Origin of the sequence: Peptoniphilus indolicus ATCC 29427, from assembly GCF_000227315.1 — a bacterium.
Taxonomy (GTDB): Bacteria; Bacillota; Clostridia; order Tissierellales; family Peptoniphilaceae; genus Peptoniphilus; species Peptoniphilus indolicus.
Window position 1 is genome coordinate 845,319 of record NZ_JH165061.1, and the last position, 15,556, is coordinate 860,874.

The following is a 15,556-nucleotide window of genomic DNA, read 5'->3' on the forward strand; positions in this document are numbered from 1 at the left end:
AGTATTTTAGGAGGAAATAAAATGAAAAAAATAGACAAATATATTGATTTATTATTGTCTGTAAGTAGCACTATTTGCTATTTTTGTCTAATTATAGTTGTATTGATGCAAATTGCAGCTAGATATATGCCTTCCTTAACTTTGAGTTGGACGGAAGAGCTATCAAGATTTTTCTTTGTTTTTATAATTAGTTTTGGAGCCCCTTTATCATATAAATACAAATCTTATGCAGATGTAGATTTAATTTACGACAAATTTAATGAAAAAACTAAAAATGTAATGGATATAACAGGAAATATCTGTGTGTTTATTTTTACGGTTGTTGTTTTAATAAGCGGTTGGAGATTTATGCTGATAGGTAAAAGATCAGTTTCTCCAGCGCTACAATGGCCTATGTATATTCACCATTCAACAATAATATTGTTTGCGATAGGGACTATATTTTATAGTGTTTTTAATTTTATCAAGACATTTACTAAATCAGAAAAGAGTGAAGATGTGAAGGAAGTGAAGTAATATGGATAGTATTTTAATAATGTTTGCAGTTTTTATATTTTTATTATTTATAAAAGTTCCGATAGCATTTTCATTAGGCGTGTCGGCACTGGTTTATTTAGTCCTTGAAGGTATACCTTTTAATATAGTTGCTGAAAAGATGTATGCCGGAATGGATTCTTTTACAATGGTGTGTATTCCGTCGTTTATATTAGCTGGGAATTTGATGAATACGGGAGGAATTACAAAGAGAATAGTAGCTTTTTGTAATGTATTTGTAGGACATATAAGAGGCGCGTTAGCATATATAAATATACTAGCATCGGTTTTGTTTGCAGGTATATCGGGAACAGCTTTAGCTGATGTCGCTTCACTTGGTTCAATGTTAATTCCGGCAATGGAAGATGAGGGATATGATACTGACTTTGCAGTAGCTATAACAGCATCTACATCTGTTGTAGGACCCATAATACCTCCGTCAGTGCCAATGGTTATAGCGGGAACTCTAACTAACTTATCAATAGCTAAGTTGTTTGTTGGTGGAATTTTACCGGGGATATTATTGGGGATAGGTTTTATACTTCCAACTTATATAATTTCAAAAAGAAGAAATTATCCAAAGCATCAAAAAATAGATTTTGCTAAGAAAATAGCTATAATAAAAGACGTTATTTGGGCGTTGTTGATGCCGGTTATATTAATGGTTGGAATACTTAGCGGTATTTTCACTCCAACAGAGGCTTCTATAGTAACTGTACTATATGCATTTATAGTTGGGATTTTTGTGTATAGAGAAATCAAAATTAAAGATATTAAAAATATATTTAAAGAAACTATTATTGCTTCAGGTTCTGTAATTATATTGGTTGGAATAGCAAATTTATTCGCTTGGATTTTAACCAGCCAAAGAGTTCCTCAAACAATAGCTTCAGGTATTCTTGGAATTACTGATAACAAAATAATGGTAATATTAATTATGAACATTGTATTATTGTTTACTGGCATGTTTATGGAGTCAATAGCTGCCATAATAATAATGATTCCGGTACTTTTACCTGTTGCAACTCAAGTTGGAATGGATCCTATCCATTTTTCAATAATGGCTATTTTGAATTTGATGATAGGTTTAGTAACACCTCCGGTAGGGTTGTGTTTGACAACGGCTGCGCAAATAGGAAAGATTCCAACCGGGAAAGCAATTAAAGCCAATACACCATTTTTAATAGTTTTAGGGATTGTTTTGTTGTTAGTGTCTTATGTACCTAGCATAACAACTCTACTACCAAGTTTAATGAAATAATTTAAGGAGAAAAAATGAAAGCTATACAAATAAAAAAACCATATGAAATAGAAATGATAGAACTAGAAACACCTAAAATTACTAAGCCGGAGCAGGTTTTAGTTAAAGTTAGAGCTTTTGGAATTTGCGGTTCTGATGTTGGAATTTACAAAGGAGCTAATCCATTTGCAACATACCCGAGAATTATTGGACATGAAGTTAGTGGCGAAATAATAGAGATAGGAGAAAAAGTTGATTCTTTAAAAGTTGGGGATAAGGTAGTGCTTGAACCAATTGAATTTTGTGGAGAATGTTATGCTTGTACTCACGGCAGACACAATGTATGCAAGAGTTTAGAGGTTTATGGAGTACACAGAGATGGTGGATTTTGTGAATACATGGTAACAGATCAGTCAAAGTGGCATAAAGTTGATGATTCTTTAACTTTTGCTCAAGCTGCTGTAGCAGAACCTTTCACTATAGGAGAGCAATGTAATAGTAGAGCCAACGTTCAAGAAGGAGATTGGGTTCTGATAACAGGAGCGGGGCCTATGGGGATATTAGCACATGAAGTTGCTAAGATGAGAGGTGCTAATGTAATAGTCTCAGAGATAAACCCAAAGAGAGTAAAAGCAGCAAGAGAAATGGGAATTGAAAATATAGTTAATCCATCAACAGATAATTTAGGAGAAGTTATAGATGAACTGACACATGGAGAAGGAATAAATGTGTTTTTTGATGGCACAGGAGTGCAGTCTGTTATAGAGGAAGGAATTGGGTATCTTTCACCGGCAGCTAGATTTGTACCTCTTGCATTTGGAGATAAAGATATTCCATTGAATTATAAAACTCTAAATAAAAAAGAAATAGGTGTTTTAGGGACAAGGCTACAATATGAAAAATTTGATAATGTAGTTTCATATCTTCATGAGAAAACAGATTTAATTGATAAGTATGTAACGCATATATTTCCTGCTGAAAATTATAAAGAAGCATTTGAAACATTTATGGATCCGGATACAGATGCAATAAAAGTAGTGTTGACATTTGATTAATATAACTTGATAAATATGTGTAGTTTTGGAAAATGAAGTTTAAATTTGTGTGAGGATTTAAAATGAAGCTTAAAATACAAGAATTAAAAAATTTAGAGAAGTATTTTACTAATGTCAACTATGATATAGAAAAGTTAAGAAAAGATTCTTTGGTTGACCCTAAGTGGTTGGCATTTGGTTCAGGAAATATTTTTAGAGGATATATTGCCAGAATAAATCAAGATATGTTAAATGATGGAATATACGATAGAGGAATATCTGTAGTTGAAAGTTTTGATGATGAGATAATAGAAAAAATATATAAACCATTTAATAATTTGGCAATATCTGTGACATTGGATAAGGACGGAAATTTTAAAGAAGATTTGATAGCAAACTTGGTTGAGGCAATTGTACTTCAAAATGATAAGCAAAGAATAGAAGAGATAGCATTAAATAAAAATTTGCAGATTATATCATTTACTATAACTGAAAAGGGATATGTGATTAATAAATCGGATGGTGATTTTATAGATTCAGTCAAAAATGACATAGAAAATGACATTGAAGAATCAAAACATCTTATGAGCTATGTAACTTATCTTTTGTATTTGAGATATAAGGATTCAAATAGTCCTATAACTTTACTTAGTTTAGACAATTGTTCAAAAAATGGAGATAAGCTGAAAGTTGCTGTAAGTTCTATCGCTAAAGAATGGAATAAACGTGGCAAAGTAGAAGATGAGTTTATAACGTATATAGAAGATAAAGTCTCATATCCATGGAGTATGATAGATAAAATAACTCCAAGACCGGCTGAAGAGATAGAGAAATATTTGCAAAGTAAAAGTTTTGAGAATATGGATATAGTAGTAACTTCTAAGAAAACATATATAGCGCCGTTTGTAAATTCTGAAGAATCTGAGTATTTAGTGATTGAAGATGACTTTAAAAATGGAAGACCTTCATTTGAAAAAGTAGGTGTTTATATGAGTGATAGAGAAACTGTAAACAAGGTTGAAACGATGAAAGTTACTACTTGTTTAAATCCACTTCATACAACACTAGCTGTCTACGGTTGTATATTAGGATACACAAGTATATCGGATGAGATGAAAGATGAGCAACTTAGAAAACTAATAGAAAAAATAGGATATGAAGAAGCTCTTCCGGTTGTAGTAGATCCAAAAATATTAGATCCAAAAGCATTTATTGACGAAGTAATAAATGAAAGGTTTCCAAATAAATATATTCCGGATACACCACAAAGAATAGCAACCGACACATCACAAAAAATTTCAATCAGATTTGGAGAAACAATTAAAAAATATGTAGAAGATACTACCAAGTCTGTAGCTGATTTAAAATATATTCCATTGGCTATTGCGGGATGGCTTAGATATTTGATAGGACAAGATGACAATGGAAATGAATTTGAACTTTCCCCTGATCCTATGATGAAAGTTTTAAAGGAATCTATAGAAGATTTATGTATAGGTAAATTTGAAAAGACTGATAAATTAATAAATTTGCTTAAAGATAAAATGATTTTTGGAGTGGATTTGGTAGACTTAAATATGGATACTATAATTTTAAAGTACTTAGAAGAAATGTTAGTTGAAAAAGGCGCAGTCAGAGAGACTCTTAAAAAATATTTGTAGGTGAAAAAATGAAGATGACTTTTAGATGGTATGGAGATTCAGATCCTATACCTTTAGAATATATAAAACAAATTCCTGGTTGTTCAGGAATAATGGTTATGATGGACAATTTTGAGGCGGGGGAAGTTTGGGATAAAGATGTTTTTAAATCTTTAGTTGAAAAAGTTAATAGTGTAGGATTAGAAGTCGAAGTTATAGAAAGTATTAATGTACATGAAGACATAAAGATGGGTCTTGATACTAGAGATAAGTATGTAGAAAACTACAAAAAATCTATCAAAAATGTTGCTGAGTGCGGAGTTAAAGTAATAGTATATAACTTTATGCCGGTATTCGATTGGTTAAAAACTGACTTGGGAAAAGTTTTATTTGACGGTTCTAACACACTATCATATGACGAAAAAGACCTTGAAGGCTTAACTCCTCAGCAATTAGTAGAAAATACTTTAAAAAATGCAAATGGATTTTCACTTCCGGGTTGGGAACCGGAAAGGTTACAAGAGTTAAATCGAGTTTTAGAAATTTATAAAGATATTGATGAATCAAAGCTTTTAGAAAATTATAAATATTTTTTAGAAGCTATAATACCAACTTGTGAAAAATATGGAATTAAAATGGCTGTGCATCCAGATGACCCTGCTTGGCCGGTGTTTGGAATTCCTAGAATAACACATACGCCAGAACAGTTAGAAAAAATTGTTAATTTGGTAGATTCTCCATCAAATACGCTATGTATATGTACAGGTTCACTAGGCTCGAATCCGAATAATAACTTACCTGAAATCATAAGAGAATTTGGGCAAAGAGATAAAATAGGATGTGCGCATGTTAGAAATATAAAGTTCTTGGGGGATAGAAATTTTTATGAGTCAGCGCATTTGAGTTCAGCTGGGAGCTTTGACATGTTTGAAATAATGAAAGCTTTTCATGATATAGATTTTGATGGGTATATAAGACCAGACCATGGAAGAATGATTTGGGGAGAAAAAGGTAGAGCTGGTTATGGATTATATGACAGGGCTTTAGGTGTTACCTATTTAAATGGAATATGGGAAGCATTGGAGAAATTAAATAAATAAAGACATGCCCTTAGAGCTACGATTTAAAATGTAGATTTAAGGGCATAATTATACCAATATATTAAATCAAAAAGGAGTTCGTTATGGAAGATTTTATATTTTATAATCCAACAAAAATATTGTTTGGTAGAGAGCAATTAAATAATTTAGCTAAAGAAATAAAAAAGTATGGTTCAAAAGTTCTACTTGCTTATGGTGGAGGAAGTATCAAGAAAAACGGAATCTATGACAATGTGGTAAGAGTTCTTAGAGAAGAGGATATAGAATTTTTCGAGTTATCAGGGATTGAGCCAAATCCAAGAGTTGATTCTGCAAGAGAAGGAGCTAAAATAATAAAAGAAAACGGCATAGATTTTGTGCTTGCAGTTGGCGGCGGTTCTGTAGTAGATTGTTCTAAGTTAATAGTTGCAGCTGCTAAGACTGATGCTGATGCGTGGGACATAGTGATTAAAAAGCACAAAGTAAGGGAGGCATTACCACTGGGCGTTGTTTTGACACTTTCTGCAACGGGTTCTGAAATGGATGCAGGGTCTGTTATAACAAATCTTGAAACTAGAGAAAAGCTTGATTGGGGAAGTGCGTTAGTAAGACCCAAGTTTTCAATTTTAAATCCTGAACACACATATTCTGTAAATAAATGGCATACTGCCGCTGGAGTTGCGGACATCATGAGTCATACAATGGAAAATTATTTTACAACATATGATGATTGTTATTTACAAGATAGTTTTGCTGAAGGGATTTTAAAAACTTGTGTTAAGTATGCTAAAGATGCCATAGAAGACCCTCAAAATTATGAGGCAAGAGCTAATTTAATGTGGTCAAACACTTGGGCAATTAATGGTTTATTGGAGTCAGGAAAAGACACTGACTGGAGTGTTCACGCTATGGAACATGAATTATCAGCTTATTATGACATAACTCACGGTGTGGGACTTGCAATTTTAACTCCAAGATGGCTTGAACATGTTTTAAATGAAAATACAAAATCAAAAGTGGCAAGATTTGCCAAAGAAGTTTTTGCAATAGATGGAGAAGATGAAATGGAAGTTGCTAAAAAAGGTATAACAGCTTTACATGATTTCTTTGTTGGACTTGGAATTCCAATGACTTTGAGAGAAGTTGGGATAGATGATGAACACTTAAAAGAAATGGCAGAGAATACAATTAAGCATGTTGGCGGCCCTATAGACGGATTTCAACAGTTAAATGTTGAAGATGTGCTTGAGATTTACAAGAAATCACTATAAAATGTATTTAAAAGAATTAGTATTAGATTATAAAGTAGTAGCGAAAGCTACTATTTTTTTGGAGATTTTATGATTATTATAAAAAATATAAGTTTACAGAGTGATGACTCGGGGAAATTGTATCAAAAGCTTAAAAAGATTTTGAAAAGAGATAATTTCAATTGGGAAATTTATCGTAAGTCAATTGATGCAAGAAAAGGCATAAGTTATAATTTTCAAGTTTTGGTTGATGTTGAGATTTCTGATGGAGAGCTTGGAAAAATAAAAGGTGCTGAACGATATAGCGAGGAAAATTTTGCTATACAAGTAAAAAATCCTCCTAAGGAAGTTGCTATAGTAGGGAGCGGACCGGCTGGTTTATTTTGTGCGTATATTTTGAGCAGCTATGGAGTAAAGGTAAATGTCTATGAGCAAGGTGAATCCGTTGAAGATAGAATTAAAGCTATTGAAAAATATTTAGAGACCGGGGAACTAAATGTAAATTCAAATATTCAATTTGGAGAAGGAGGAGCGGGTACATTTTCTGATGGAAAACTTACAGCAAGGTCTAAAGATAAGAGAGTTAGAGAAGTACTAAAGATTTTTAGAGAACATGGTGCGCCAAGAGAGATAATGTATGACTCTAAACCCCATATAGGAACAGATATTTTACAAAATGTAATAATCTCTATGAGAGAGAAGATAAAAGAAAATGGCGGAGAATACCACTTTTCCCATAAGTTTCAAGATATGGAGGTTGGCGAAAATATAAATAGTATTATAATAAATAATTCTAAAGTTTTTGCTGATAGATATGTCTTGGCGTTGGGCAACTCGTCAAGAGAAGCTTTTGAATTTTTATCCAAGAAGATAGAAATGGAAAATAAACCGTTTGCTGTAGGGTTTAGAATTGAGCATAAGAGAGCAGATATAGATTTTGCTCAATATAAAGTCAAAAAAGAACTGCCGTCGGCAAGTTATCAATTGAGTTATAATGATAAAGAAGTTGGAAAGAGTGCGTATACATTTTGTATGTGTCCGGGAGGATATGTAGTAGATGGCTCAAGTGAACTTGGAAAAACTTGCGTGAATGGCATGAGTTACCATAGCAGAGATGGAGAGAATTCAAATTCTGCTTTGATAGTTACAATAGATAAAAATACTTTTGGGGAAGATGTACTAGCCGGCATGAATTTTCAGAGAGAAATAGAATCTAAAACTTATGAATTGGGGAAAGGGAACATACCAGTTCAAAGACTTGGAGATTTTATTGAGAACAGAGTTACAGAAGAATTTGGAGCTATTACACCGAGTACGGCGAAATATGTCAAAGCTAATTTACGAGGGGTATATCCGGGGGAAATAGAAGAGATGATAATCAATGCTACAAAGTATATGGGCAAGAGATTAAAAGGTTTTGATACTGAAGATGCAATTTTATCTGCTGCTGAAACGAGAAGCTCTTCTCCTGTGAGAATGCTTAGGGATGAAAATTTAAAATCGATAGGTTTTGACAATTTATACGTGATAGGAGAAGGCAGTGGATATTCAGGCGGAATAGTTTCATCGGCGATAGATGGGATAAAAGCTGCTGAAAATATTTTGGGAGGAAATTAATGTTAAATATAGTTTTATATGAGCCGGAAATACCGCATAATACGGGTGCAATTGCAAGAACTTGTGCACTTACAAATACAAGGTTACATTTAATTGAGCCATTGGCGTTTGATATAAGTGATAAGATGGTAAAGAGAGCTGGACTTGATTATTGGCCGTTAGTAGACATAACAGTATATAAAAATTATGATGAGTTTTTAGAAAAAAATCCAAGCGCAACTGTATATTATGGAACTACAAAAACAGAACAGTTGTATACAGATGTAGAGTATAAAGATGAAGACTTTATAATGTTTGGACCAGAGACAAGAGGTATACCTGAAGATATACTTTTCAACGATTTAGAACATTGTGTAAAAATTCCAATGATTACTTCGATAAAGAGAAGTTTGAATTTAGCAAACTCAGCAAACATAGTGGCATATGAAGCGCTTAGACAACTTGGTTTTCCGGGGTTAAAATAGAATACAAATTAAAATAAAACCTATATGTCAAAAAATTACTTTAACATATAGGTTTTTATTATTTTATAATTTTTTAGAGAGCCAATAAGACCGCGAGCAAGGCTTGAACCAATTTGCCTTGTAACGCTACGCATAAATGAATTTAAAATTTGGTCTACTGGCGAAGAAGTTCTTCTTGAAGTTGATTTATTCTCTTGTTTTGGAGGAGAGTTTTTCATTTTTTCTTCAAGCACTTCGTACGCAGATTCTCTATCGATTATTTCGCTATATTTTGAATAGAGCATGTCATTATCAACTAAATTTAAAGTTTCCATTGGAGTTAGCGGAGTGAAGCTTGAATGAGGAGGAAGTATCATTGCTTTTTCAACTATTTCAGGACTTCCATCTTCGTTTAAAAATGAAATTAAAGCCTCGCCGGTTTTTAAATTAGTGATTTCATCTTTTAAATTTAAATTTTCATTTTGCCTAAAGGTTTTTGATACACTGTCTATAACTTTTAATTCAGATGGACTAAAAGCTCGTAATTGATGCAGCACTCTATTTCCAAGTTGCGAACTTATCTTGTCAGGAATATCGAGTGGGTTTTGAGTCACAAAGAATACTCCAACGCCTTTTGAGCGTATAAGTCTGACAACTTGCTCAATTTTATCTTCCAAAACTTTAGGTAAGCTATCAAATAACAAGTGAGCTTCATCGAAAAAGAAGACTAATTTAGGCTTATCCGGGTTTCCAACCTCAGGTAGATTTTCAAAGAGCTCAGATAGCAAGTACAATAAAAACATAGAGTAGACTGTAGGATTATTTATAAGTTTTTCTGAATTTATTATGTTAACAAATCCATATCCTTTTGAGTCAGTTTGCAATAAATCTGATATTGAGATAGATGGCTCGCCAAAGAATATGTCCGCTCCATTATCTTCTAAAACGAAAAGACGGCGTTGAAGTGCGCTAATAGTTTGGGGAGCGATGTTTCCGTATTTTTCGCTAAATTCTTTTGAGTGACTTTGGAGTAATTTTAAAATGGATTTTAAATCTTTTATATCGAGTAGAAGAAGTCCATTCTCATCGGCAATTCTAAATGCAATGTTTAAAACTCCGGACTGAGTATCGTTTAAGTCCATTACTCTTGAGAGCAGTATAGGACCCATTTCGCTTATGGAAACTTTAAGAGGCAAACCTCTTTCTCCAAATACATCCCATAGACGAGTTGGGAATCCTGAAAATTCAAAATTTTCTAAATTTAGCTTTGAAAGTCTTTTAGAAATATTTTCGCTATTTTCGCCGGCTTTTGAGATATTTGATAAATCCCCTTTTACATCTGCTAAGATTACCGGGATTCCTAGTTTTGAAAAGTTTTCAGCCATAACTTTTAAAGTGATTGTTTTACCTGTTCCGGTAGCTCCTGCAATTAAACCATGTTGGTTGAGTTTGTTTGATAACATTACACAGTCTTTTTCACCACGACCGATTAATATATTTTCCATATGCACCTCCGTTACTTTGATTATAGTTTTAAAAAAATTTTTAGTAAAGTGAATTAGCGTATAAAAAATGCTCCACGTGGAGCATTAATAAATTTATATGAGTATAACTTCTGTAAAACCATAGCTTTGTGCAATTTTTTGAAGTCTTATTTTTTCTTGTTCACTTATGCCTCGCAAATATAGATATTCATCTCTGACACCAAAAGGTCTGTATGATATAAGTTTATATCTTATAGATTTTTCTTTTAAATAAAGAGATAGAATTTTTCCTATTTCTCTTATGATTTTTTCATTGTCTACAGAATCGAGAAGAACTGTTCTAACTTCGTCAAGCTTTCCGATTTCGGCAAGATATTTTAAATTTTTAAAGACAATTTCGCCGTCTTGTCCGGTTATATCAACATGAGTTGAATTATTAAAAGCTTTTACATCGAGCATAAATCCATCTGTTTGAGAAATGAAATTTGAAAAGATGGGATTTGAAAAATCAAGGCCGCCGTTTGTATCTGCAAGACAGTTTAAATTTAATGTTTTAGCTTTTCTAAATAATTCTGCAATAAATTCATATCTTAAACTACATTCTCCACCGCTTGTAGTAATTCCTGTTATAAATGGAGAATATTTTTTTATTTCATTAAATAGTTCATCGACTGAATATTTGACAATTTTTGGAGAGGAGTTTCGAGGGCAAGCTTTAATACATGAATCGCAGTTCACGCATAGTTCTTTATTGTAAATGACTTTGCCGTTCTTTTTTTTTATAGCCCCGTATTCGCAGTGTGGAATGCATAATCCGCAACTGTTACACATATTTATAGTTTCAGGGTTGTGACAATACTTACAATTAAAATTACAGCCCTGAAAAAAGATTGAACATCTATTTCCAGGACCGTCGACCATACTAAGTGGTATTATTTTATTTACATTAGCTGTTAGCATGTTGTACCTTACGTTCTAAAACTCCATTTTGGAAAAGTGCATCTTGAGCATATTGAACCGTATCATAAGAAACTTGCTCACCATTTCTAAATTTTTCTGCATCGCTTTTCTTAACTAGATACCCGGTAACACGAATCAAGTCGGCATCTGCTCCGTAAGAAGAAATATATCTCATTCCAAGCCTAAATGCAGCTTTGAATATATCTAATACTGCGGCTGGATTTTTCTTTGCTGTTTCTTCAAATGGGAAGTGGTCACCAATTCCTGATGGGAAATATTTATGGAACTTAGCTGCGTTTGCTATATGTTCATACATATCAGGTTCATGACCGATTTGTATTCTTGCACCGGGAGTTGTTCCGATATCATTTGCAGCACCAACTTGTGCGTGAAGCATGAACTTGTGGTCCCAGATATTTGAGTATTCGCTCTTAAATGAATCTAATTTTGCTTGAACGGCATCCATTACACGAATTCCCATTTCATCAGCTAAATCTGAATTTCCAAGGGCAAGTGGTTCGCCCGAGAAAGAAGTAAGTTTTTCAACACATTCAAAAAGCCCGACAACTCCAAAAAGTCCGACGAAGTTTTCTTGTTTTACAAATCCTTCTTTAACTAGGAAGCTTGATTTGAAAAAAGAAGTTTCATTTACTAAGAATTTAATTTTAGATTCCATCAGAGAGAGCATTGTTTCTACTACATAAGGCAATCTATTTTCGAAGAAGTCTTTGACGGAAGTGGATTGTTCAGCGATTTTATTTAATCTAATTCTTGATAGAGTAAAAGCGCCGCCAACTTGAGGTAGTGCGTTGTAGCAAGATGCTATACCATATTGGTTTTTGCCAAAATCATTTTGGTAGTAACGATGGTTTGCAAAAGCCGGGTTTGCTGAATCTATAGAAGCTACAATAGCTTTTTCGGCAAATGCATCCGGGGTAATTCCTTCTTCGTAAAGTAGAGTTAAGTTAGGTGTTGCATTGTTCAAATCGGCAAGTTCATCTAATATTATATTTCCCACAGTCGTTTCTTTAGGGCCTATATTTGCATGGCAAAAAGAGTCATCAATTGTTCTGTCTAATTGGATCAAAAATAATCTTATTTTTTTCGTATATCATCTAAGCTGTCAGAGTCTTGTACAAATGGTTCTAAAAGAGTATCTAAAGAACCGATGTAAACAGGAAATCTGGTTATAGATGGTACATGATGGTAGAAAATCAATAGATTGGTAAGTGCTTCGTCCAAAGTTTTTGCAGGTGCAAGTCTCAAGAACTTAGAACCTTCTTTAAGTAGTTTTTCATAGTCAGGCAAAATATATCTTGGTGCATAAGGTGCGTGTCCTTCATCTAAGTCGCAAATTTCTAATGTTTCATATAAATCATAAAAATCATTTCCATCTACAGGATACTCAAGAGAATTTTCTGCCAGTTTTGCAAGACGAGAAGTTTGCTGTTCGTAAGTAAGTGAAGTATCTTGTATAGTATTTAATACTTCTTTTCTAAAGCTTTCTATATCAAAAAATCTTTCCATAATTTCCTCCTTAAAACTTTACCGATGTTTGTGTAAATTATACAATATACAATAGATAGAATAATATGACAGATGTCAGAAAAGAGGAAGACTTTGGATAAATTTTTAGAATCTTTTGAAGATATAAAGAGAGTTGAATTCTCTGAAGGAGAAGTAGTTTTAGAAGAGGGTTCAAAAATAAAAACTATAGATTTTTTGATAGAGGGAAATATATACATAAGTAGAAATTTAAAAGATGGCAAAAGAGTTATAGCAAATAATTTAGAAGCGCCTCAAATTTTATCTTTAATAGAAGTTTTAAATGGCGAAGATGAAGTTATGAGTGGAGTTTTTGCTCTTAACAAAGTTGCGATACTTAAAGTGCAAAAAGATGAATTTTTAAATAAACTTAGAGGTGGGGAACTAAGAGACATAGCTTTGGAATATCTATCAAAGTTTTCGTATAACATAATCAAGAACTCTATTGAGTATGAAGAGTATGAAGTAGAGAAGGCAATTTTAAAATACTATCTAAAAATATCTAAAGGTAGTGAGCTTGGAATTATAAATTTAAAAAATGCATTTGTGGCTGATATGTTTAGGATAAGCGAGAGAACGCTATACAGATATTTAAACTCTTGGGAAGAAAAAGGTTTAATTTCCAGAAAAAAGAGGAGCATAGTGATTTGCGATACAAATAGAAAGAAAATTTGTGAGTTTTTAGACAAATAAAATAAACCCGATAAAAAATCGGATTTATAAAAATTTACTTTTTAAGTTTTCCCAATATGATTCGTTTTCGAAAGTCAACTTTTTAATGGTCTTATTAGACATTCTAAAGTTGATTTTTTTAAGTCCTTTAAAAGAATATTCTTGACCATCAACAAGTATTAAATTAGATGATGAATATCTTTTTTCAGGGACTATCGAAACAACATAATTTCCGGGTATTACTATAGAGCTTGAAAGAGACCTATAAGCTACGCTGTTGACAGGAGCGATAGGAGTTAGCTCGTATACATTTAACGAAGGGTGCAAAATTGCTCCGCCATTTGAAAAATTATAAGCTGTTGAACCTGATGGAGTGCTAATTAAAATTCCATCGCCGGAAAATTTTTCAAGATGATTACGGTTTACGTAGGCATTTAAATGTATAATCTTTGAAGCTTGTGCTTTAACAACTATTTCATTGATAGCAGTTAAAATTATTGACTTGGTGCGAGTGAAAATTTCTGCTCCTATAAGCTTTACTTCTTCAATAATATAGTTTCCGTTTTTATATTCTTCAACAAATTCTTCTAAATTTTCAGGACTTATTTCTTGAAAAAAACCCAAGTGGCCTGTATTTACTCCGACAAGTGGAATTGTAGAAAAGCTGTTTTTATGAACAGCTTTTAGAAAAGAACCATCTCCGCCAACACAAATAGTAAGCTCTGCACTTGGGTTAAATGTAGTTGTTGGAGTATATCCATTGTCTATTAGAATTTGTATAAGTCTCGAGGTTGTCTTTCGAGAATCATAATTGGAGTTGGATATTATATTTATAATTTTATCGCTCACATTATCCTCCAGATTAAAGTATTGGTAATATGATATAATAAAAATCATAAAAATTAAAGTGAAAAGAGAATACAATGAAAATAAATGACAGTTTAATTTATGTGGTAGAAGAACCTACATCGCAAAAGGAGTTTATGAGAGATAAGCTCTCAAGTAGATTTATAAAATCTAGTATAAAGTATAATAATATTTTTAAAAATGATGTGCTATCTATTAGAGATACTAGTTTAAAAAAGGGAGATATAATAAGAGTTGATTTCCCGGATGAAAATCCTAACGGAGAAGTTCAACACATGGATTTAGATATAGTATATGAAGATAGAGATATTTTAGTAATAAACAAACCGCCTAATATGGTAACTCACACTTCAAGAGGAGATATGTCAAATACTCTTCTAAATTATACACTTGGATATTTTGAAGAGATAGGTTTAAAGCGAAAAGTTAGGTTTGTAAATAGATTGGACAGAGACACTTCGGGGCTTGTGATAGCTGCGAAGAATAGTTTTGCTCATGCGATGATTTCTGAGCAGTTCCAAAATGGAGTTGTAAAAGAATATTTGGCAATGGTAAAGGGGACTCCAAAGGACATGATTATAGAAGCGCCTATTGCAAGGGGAGAAGATGGAATTTTAAGAGAAGTTAGAGAAGATGGCAAGTATTCTAAGACGTCTGTAAAGTTACTAAAGAGTTTTAGGGAGTATTCTCTTGTGAGACTCAGACTCTACACAGGAAGAACTCATCAAATTAGAGTTCATATGAAACACATAGGATATCCTCTTCTAGGGGACAGCTTATACTCTGACGACACTACACTCGAAAGACAAGCCCTACATTCTTTTAAAGTTATTTTTAATTCTCCAAGAGAAGGGCGTGTTGAGTTAACGGCTAAACTGCCTGATGATATGAAACAACTTTTAAGAAAGTGATAAATTTTAAATGTAGTATAGAAGTGATGTCAAGTACTTAGTTATTCAAAAGTTGAATATTCTAACAAATTGAAAAAGATGACAAATTAATATATAATATAGATACTCTACGGTGAGCGAATATTCTTCATTTAATTCAACCGACAAAAAAGATCCGGGAAGCCACAATCTGAATGGATAACAAGCCTGCTTGACAGGAAGTTAGAAATTTAGGCTAGGTTACCCACCTAATGATGGGGCGGGTCTGAATTAATGGGGACACGCCATTGTGGAGCATTTT

General features: G+C 32.8%; 15 protein-coding genes and 1 other RNA gene. 11 read left to right on the forward strand and 5 right to left on the reverse strand.

The window, feature by feature from the left end; translation table 11 throughout:
• Positions 1 to 21: 21 nt before the first annotated feature.
• The 8 genes from HMPREF9129_RS03825 to HMPREF9129_RS03860 all read left to right on the forward strand — a co-directional run bounded on the left by HMPREF9129_RS03825 (position 22) and on the right by HMPREF9129_RS03860 (position 8,858).
• Complete coding sequence (locus HMPREF9129_RS03825; protein ID WP_004820544.1) at positions 22 to 516, forward strand: TRAP transporter small permease; 495 nt, start codon at positions 22 to 24, stop codon at positions 514 to 516.
• 1 nt (position 517) lies between these two features.
• Positions 518 to 1,795: a TRAP transporter large permease gene (locus HMPREF9129_RS03830; RefSeq protein ID WP_004820545.1), complete on the forward strand. Its 1,278-nt coding sequence runs from the start codon at positions 518 to 520 to the stop codon at positions 1,793 to 1,795.
• Between the two features lie 14 nt (positions 1,796 to 1,809).
• On the forward strand, positions 1,810 to 2,829 hold the full coding sequence (locus HMPREF9129_RS03835; protein WP_004820547.1) for a zinc-binding alcohol dehydrogenase family protein: 1,020 nt from the start codon (positions 1,810 to 1,812) through the stop codon (positions 2,827 to 2,829).
• A gap of 62 nt (positions 2,830 to 2,891) precedes the next feature.
• On the forward strand, positions 2,892 to 4,469 hold the full coding sequence (locus HMPREF9129_RS03840; protein WP_004820549.1) for a mannitol dehydrogenase family protein: 1,578 nt from the start codon (positions 2,892 to 2,894) through the stop codon (positions 4,467 to 4,469).
• Between the two features lie 8 nt (positions 4,470 to 4,477).
• Positions 4,478 to 5,548, forward strand: a complete 1,071-nt coding sequence (gene uxuA / locus HMPREF9129_RS03845) for a mannonate dehydratase (protein ID WP_004820550.1) — start codon at positions 4,478 to 4,480, stop codon at positions 5,546 to 5,548.
• A gap of 83 nt (positions 5,549 to 5,631) precedes the next feature.
• The gene (locus HMPREF9129_RS03850) at positions 5,632 to 6,798 is read left to right on the forward strand and encodes an iron-containing alcohol dehydrogenase (RefSeq protein ID WP_004820552.1); all 1,167 of its coding nucleotides are present in this window, start codon (positions 5,632 to 5,634) and stop codon (positions 6,796 to 6,798) included.
• Between the two features lie 69 nt (positions 6,799 to 6,867).
• Entirely contained in the window at positions 6,868 to 8,394 is a 1,527-nt protein-coding gene (locus tag HMPREF9129_RS03855; protein ID WP_004820554.1) for an NAD(P)/FAD-dependent oxidoreductase, read from the forward strand.
• Positions 8,394 to 8,858, forward strand: coding sequence for a tRNA (cytidine(34)-2'-O)-methyltransferase (locus tag HMPREF9129_RS03860; RefSeq protein WP_004820555.1), 465 nt, complete (start codon positions 8,394 to 8,396; stop codon positions 8,856 to 8,858). Before HMPREF9129_RS03855 ends, HMPREF9129_RS03860 begins: the two co-directional genes overlap by 1 nt.
• A 35-nt stretch (positions 8,859 to 8,893) precedes the next feature.
• On the opposite strand, the gene HMPREF9129_RS03865 is transcribed toward HMPREF9129_RS03860, so the two are convergent.
• The 4 genes from HMPREF9129_RS03865 to HMPREF9129_RS12245 form a co-directional block, all read right to left on the reverse strand.
• Positions 8,894 to 10,342 carry a helicase HerA-like domain-containing protein gene (locus tag HMPREF9129_RS03865; protein ID WP_004820557.1) on the reverse strand — a complete coding sequence of 483 codons (1,449 nt, stop codon included), beginning with the start codon at positions 10,340 to 10,342 and terminating at the stop codon, positions 8,894 to 8,896.
• A gap of 93 nt (positions 10,343 to 10,435) precedes the next feature.
• Positions 10,436 to 11,281, reverse strand: coding sequence for a YjjW family glycine radical enzyme activase (locus HMPREF9129_RS03870; RefSeq protein ID WP_004820559.1), 846 nt, complete (start codon positions 11,279 to 11,281; stop codon positions 10,436 to 10,438).
• Positions 11,268 to 12,368, reverse strand: a complete 1,101-nt coding sequence (locus HMPREF9129_RS03875) for a glycyl radical enzyme domain-containing protein (RefSeq protein ID WP_004820561.1) — start codon at positions 12,366 to 12,368, stop codon at positions 11,268 to 11,270. Before HMPREF9129_RS03875 ends, HMPREF9129_RS03870 begins: the two co-directional genes overlap by 14 nt.
• A gap of 8 nt (positions 12,369 to 12,376) precedes the next feature.
• Positions 12,377 to 12,808, reverse strand: a complete 432-nt coding sequence (locus tag HMPREF9129_RS12245; protein WP_004820564.1) for a glycyl radical enzyme domain-containing protein — start codon at positions 12,806 to 12,808, stop codon at positions 12,377 to 12,379.
• 72 nt (positions 12,809 to 12,880) lie between these two features.
• Between HMPREF9129_RS12245 and HMPREF9129_RS03880 the strand changes: the two genes are divergently transcribed.
• Positions 12,881 to 13,519, forward strand: coding sequence for a Crp/Fnr family transcriptional regulator (locus HMPREF9129_RS03880; protein ID WP_004820565.1), 639 nt, complete (start codon positions 12,881 to 12,883; stop codon positions 13,517 to 13,519).
• A 24-nt stretch (positions 13,520 to 13,543) separates the two neighbouring features.
• Here the strand turns inward: HMPREF9129_RS03880 and HMPREF9129_RS03885 are convergent, their stop codons facing one another.
• Positions 13,544 to 14,395: an NAD(+)/NADH kinase gene (locus HMPREF9129_RS03885; RefSeq protein ID WP_004820568.1), complete on the reverse strand. Its 852-nt coding sequence runs from the start codon at positions 14,393 to 14,395 to the stop codon at positions 13,544 to 13,546.
• 26 nt (positions 14,396 to 14,421) lie between these two features.
• Here HMPREF9129_RS03885 and HMPREF9129_RS03890 point away from each other — a divergent pair, with 26 nt between their 5' ends.
• The gene (locus HMPREF9129_RS03890) at positions 14,422 to 15,276 is read left to right on the forward strand and encodes an RluA family pseudouridine synthase (RefSeq protein WP_004820569.1); all 855 of its coding nucleotides are present in this window, start codon (positions 14,422 to 14,424) and stop codon (positions 15,274 to 15,276) included.
• 101 nt (positions 15,277 to 15,377) lie between these two features.
• Positions 15,378 to 15,555: non-coding RNA, 6S RNA (gene ssrS, locus HMPREF9129_RS10940), on the forward strand.
• Position 15,556 lies beyond the last annotated feature (1 nt).

Coding starts and splice junctions, on each gene's coding strand:
- HMPREF9129_RS03825 (WP_004820544.1), top strand. CDS start 22: ATGAAAAAAATAGACAAATATATTGATTTATTATTGTCTGTAAGTAGC.
- HMPREF9129_RS03860 (WP_004820555.1), top strand. CDS start 8,394: ATGTTAAATATAGTTTTATATGAGCCGGAAATACCGCATAATACGGGT.
- uxuA (WP_004820550.1), top strand. CDS start 4,478: ATGAAGATGACTTTTAGATGGTATGGAGATTCAGATCCTATACCTTTA.
- HMPREF9129_RS03840 (WP_004820549.1), top strand. CDS start 2,892: ATGAAGCTTAAAATACAAGAATTAAAAAATTTAGAGAAGTATTTTACT.
- HMPREF9129_RS03855 (WP_004820554.1), top strand. CDS start 6,868: ATGATTATTATAAAAAATATAAGTTTACAGAGTGATGACTCGGGGAAA.
- HMPREF9129_RS12245 (WP_004820564.1), bottom strand. CDS start 12,808: ATGGAAAGATTTTTTGATATAGAAAGCTTTAGAAAAGAAGTATTAAAT.
- HMPREF9129_RS03880 (WP_004820565.1), top strand. CDS start 12,881: ATGTCAGAAAAGAGGAAGACTTTGGATAAATTTTTAGAATCTTTTGAA.
- HMPREF9129_RS03885 (WP_004820568.1), bottom strand. CDS start 14,395: ATGATTTTTATTATATCATATTACCAATACTTTAATCTGGAGGATAAT.
- HMPREF9129_RS03835 (WP_004820547.1), top strand. CDS start 1,810: ATGAAAGCTATACAAATAAAAAAACCATATGAAATAGAAATGATAGAA.
- HMPREF9129_RS03870 (WP_004820559.1), bottom strand. CDS start 11,281: ATGCTAACAGCTAATGTAAATAAAATAATACCACTTAGTATGGTCGAC.
- HMPREF9129_RS03865 (WP_004820557.1), bottom strand. CDS start 10,342: ATGGAAAATATATTAATCGGTCGTGGTGAAAAAGACTGTGTAATGTTA.
- HMPREF9129_RS03850 (WP_004820552.1), top strand. CDS start 5,632: ATGGAAGATTTTATATTTTATAATCCAACAAAAATATTGTTTGGTAGA.
- HMPREF9129_RS03830 (WP_004820545.1), top strand. CDS start 518: ATGGATAGTATTTTAATAATGTTTGCAGTTTTTATATTTTTATTATTT.
- HMPREF9129_RS03890 (WP_004820569.1), top strand. CDS start 14,422: ATGAAAATAAATGACAGTTTAATTTATGTGGTAGAAGAACCTACATCG.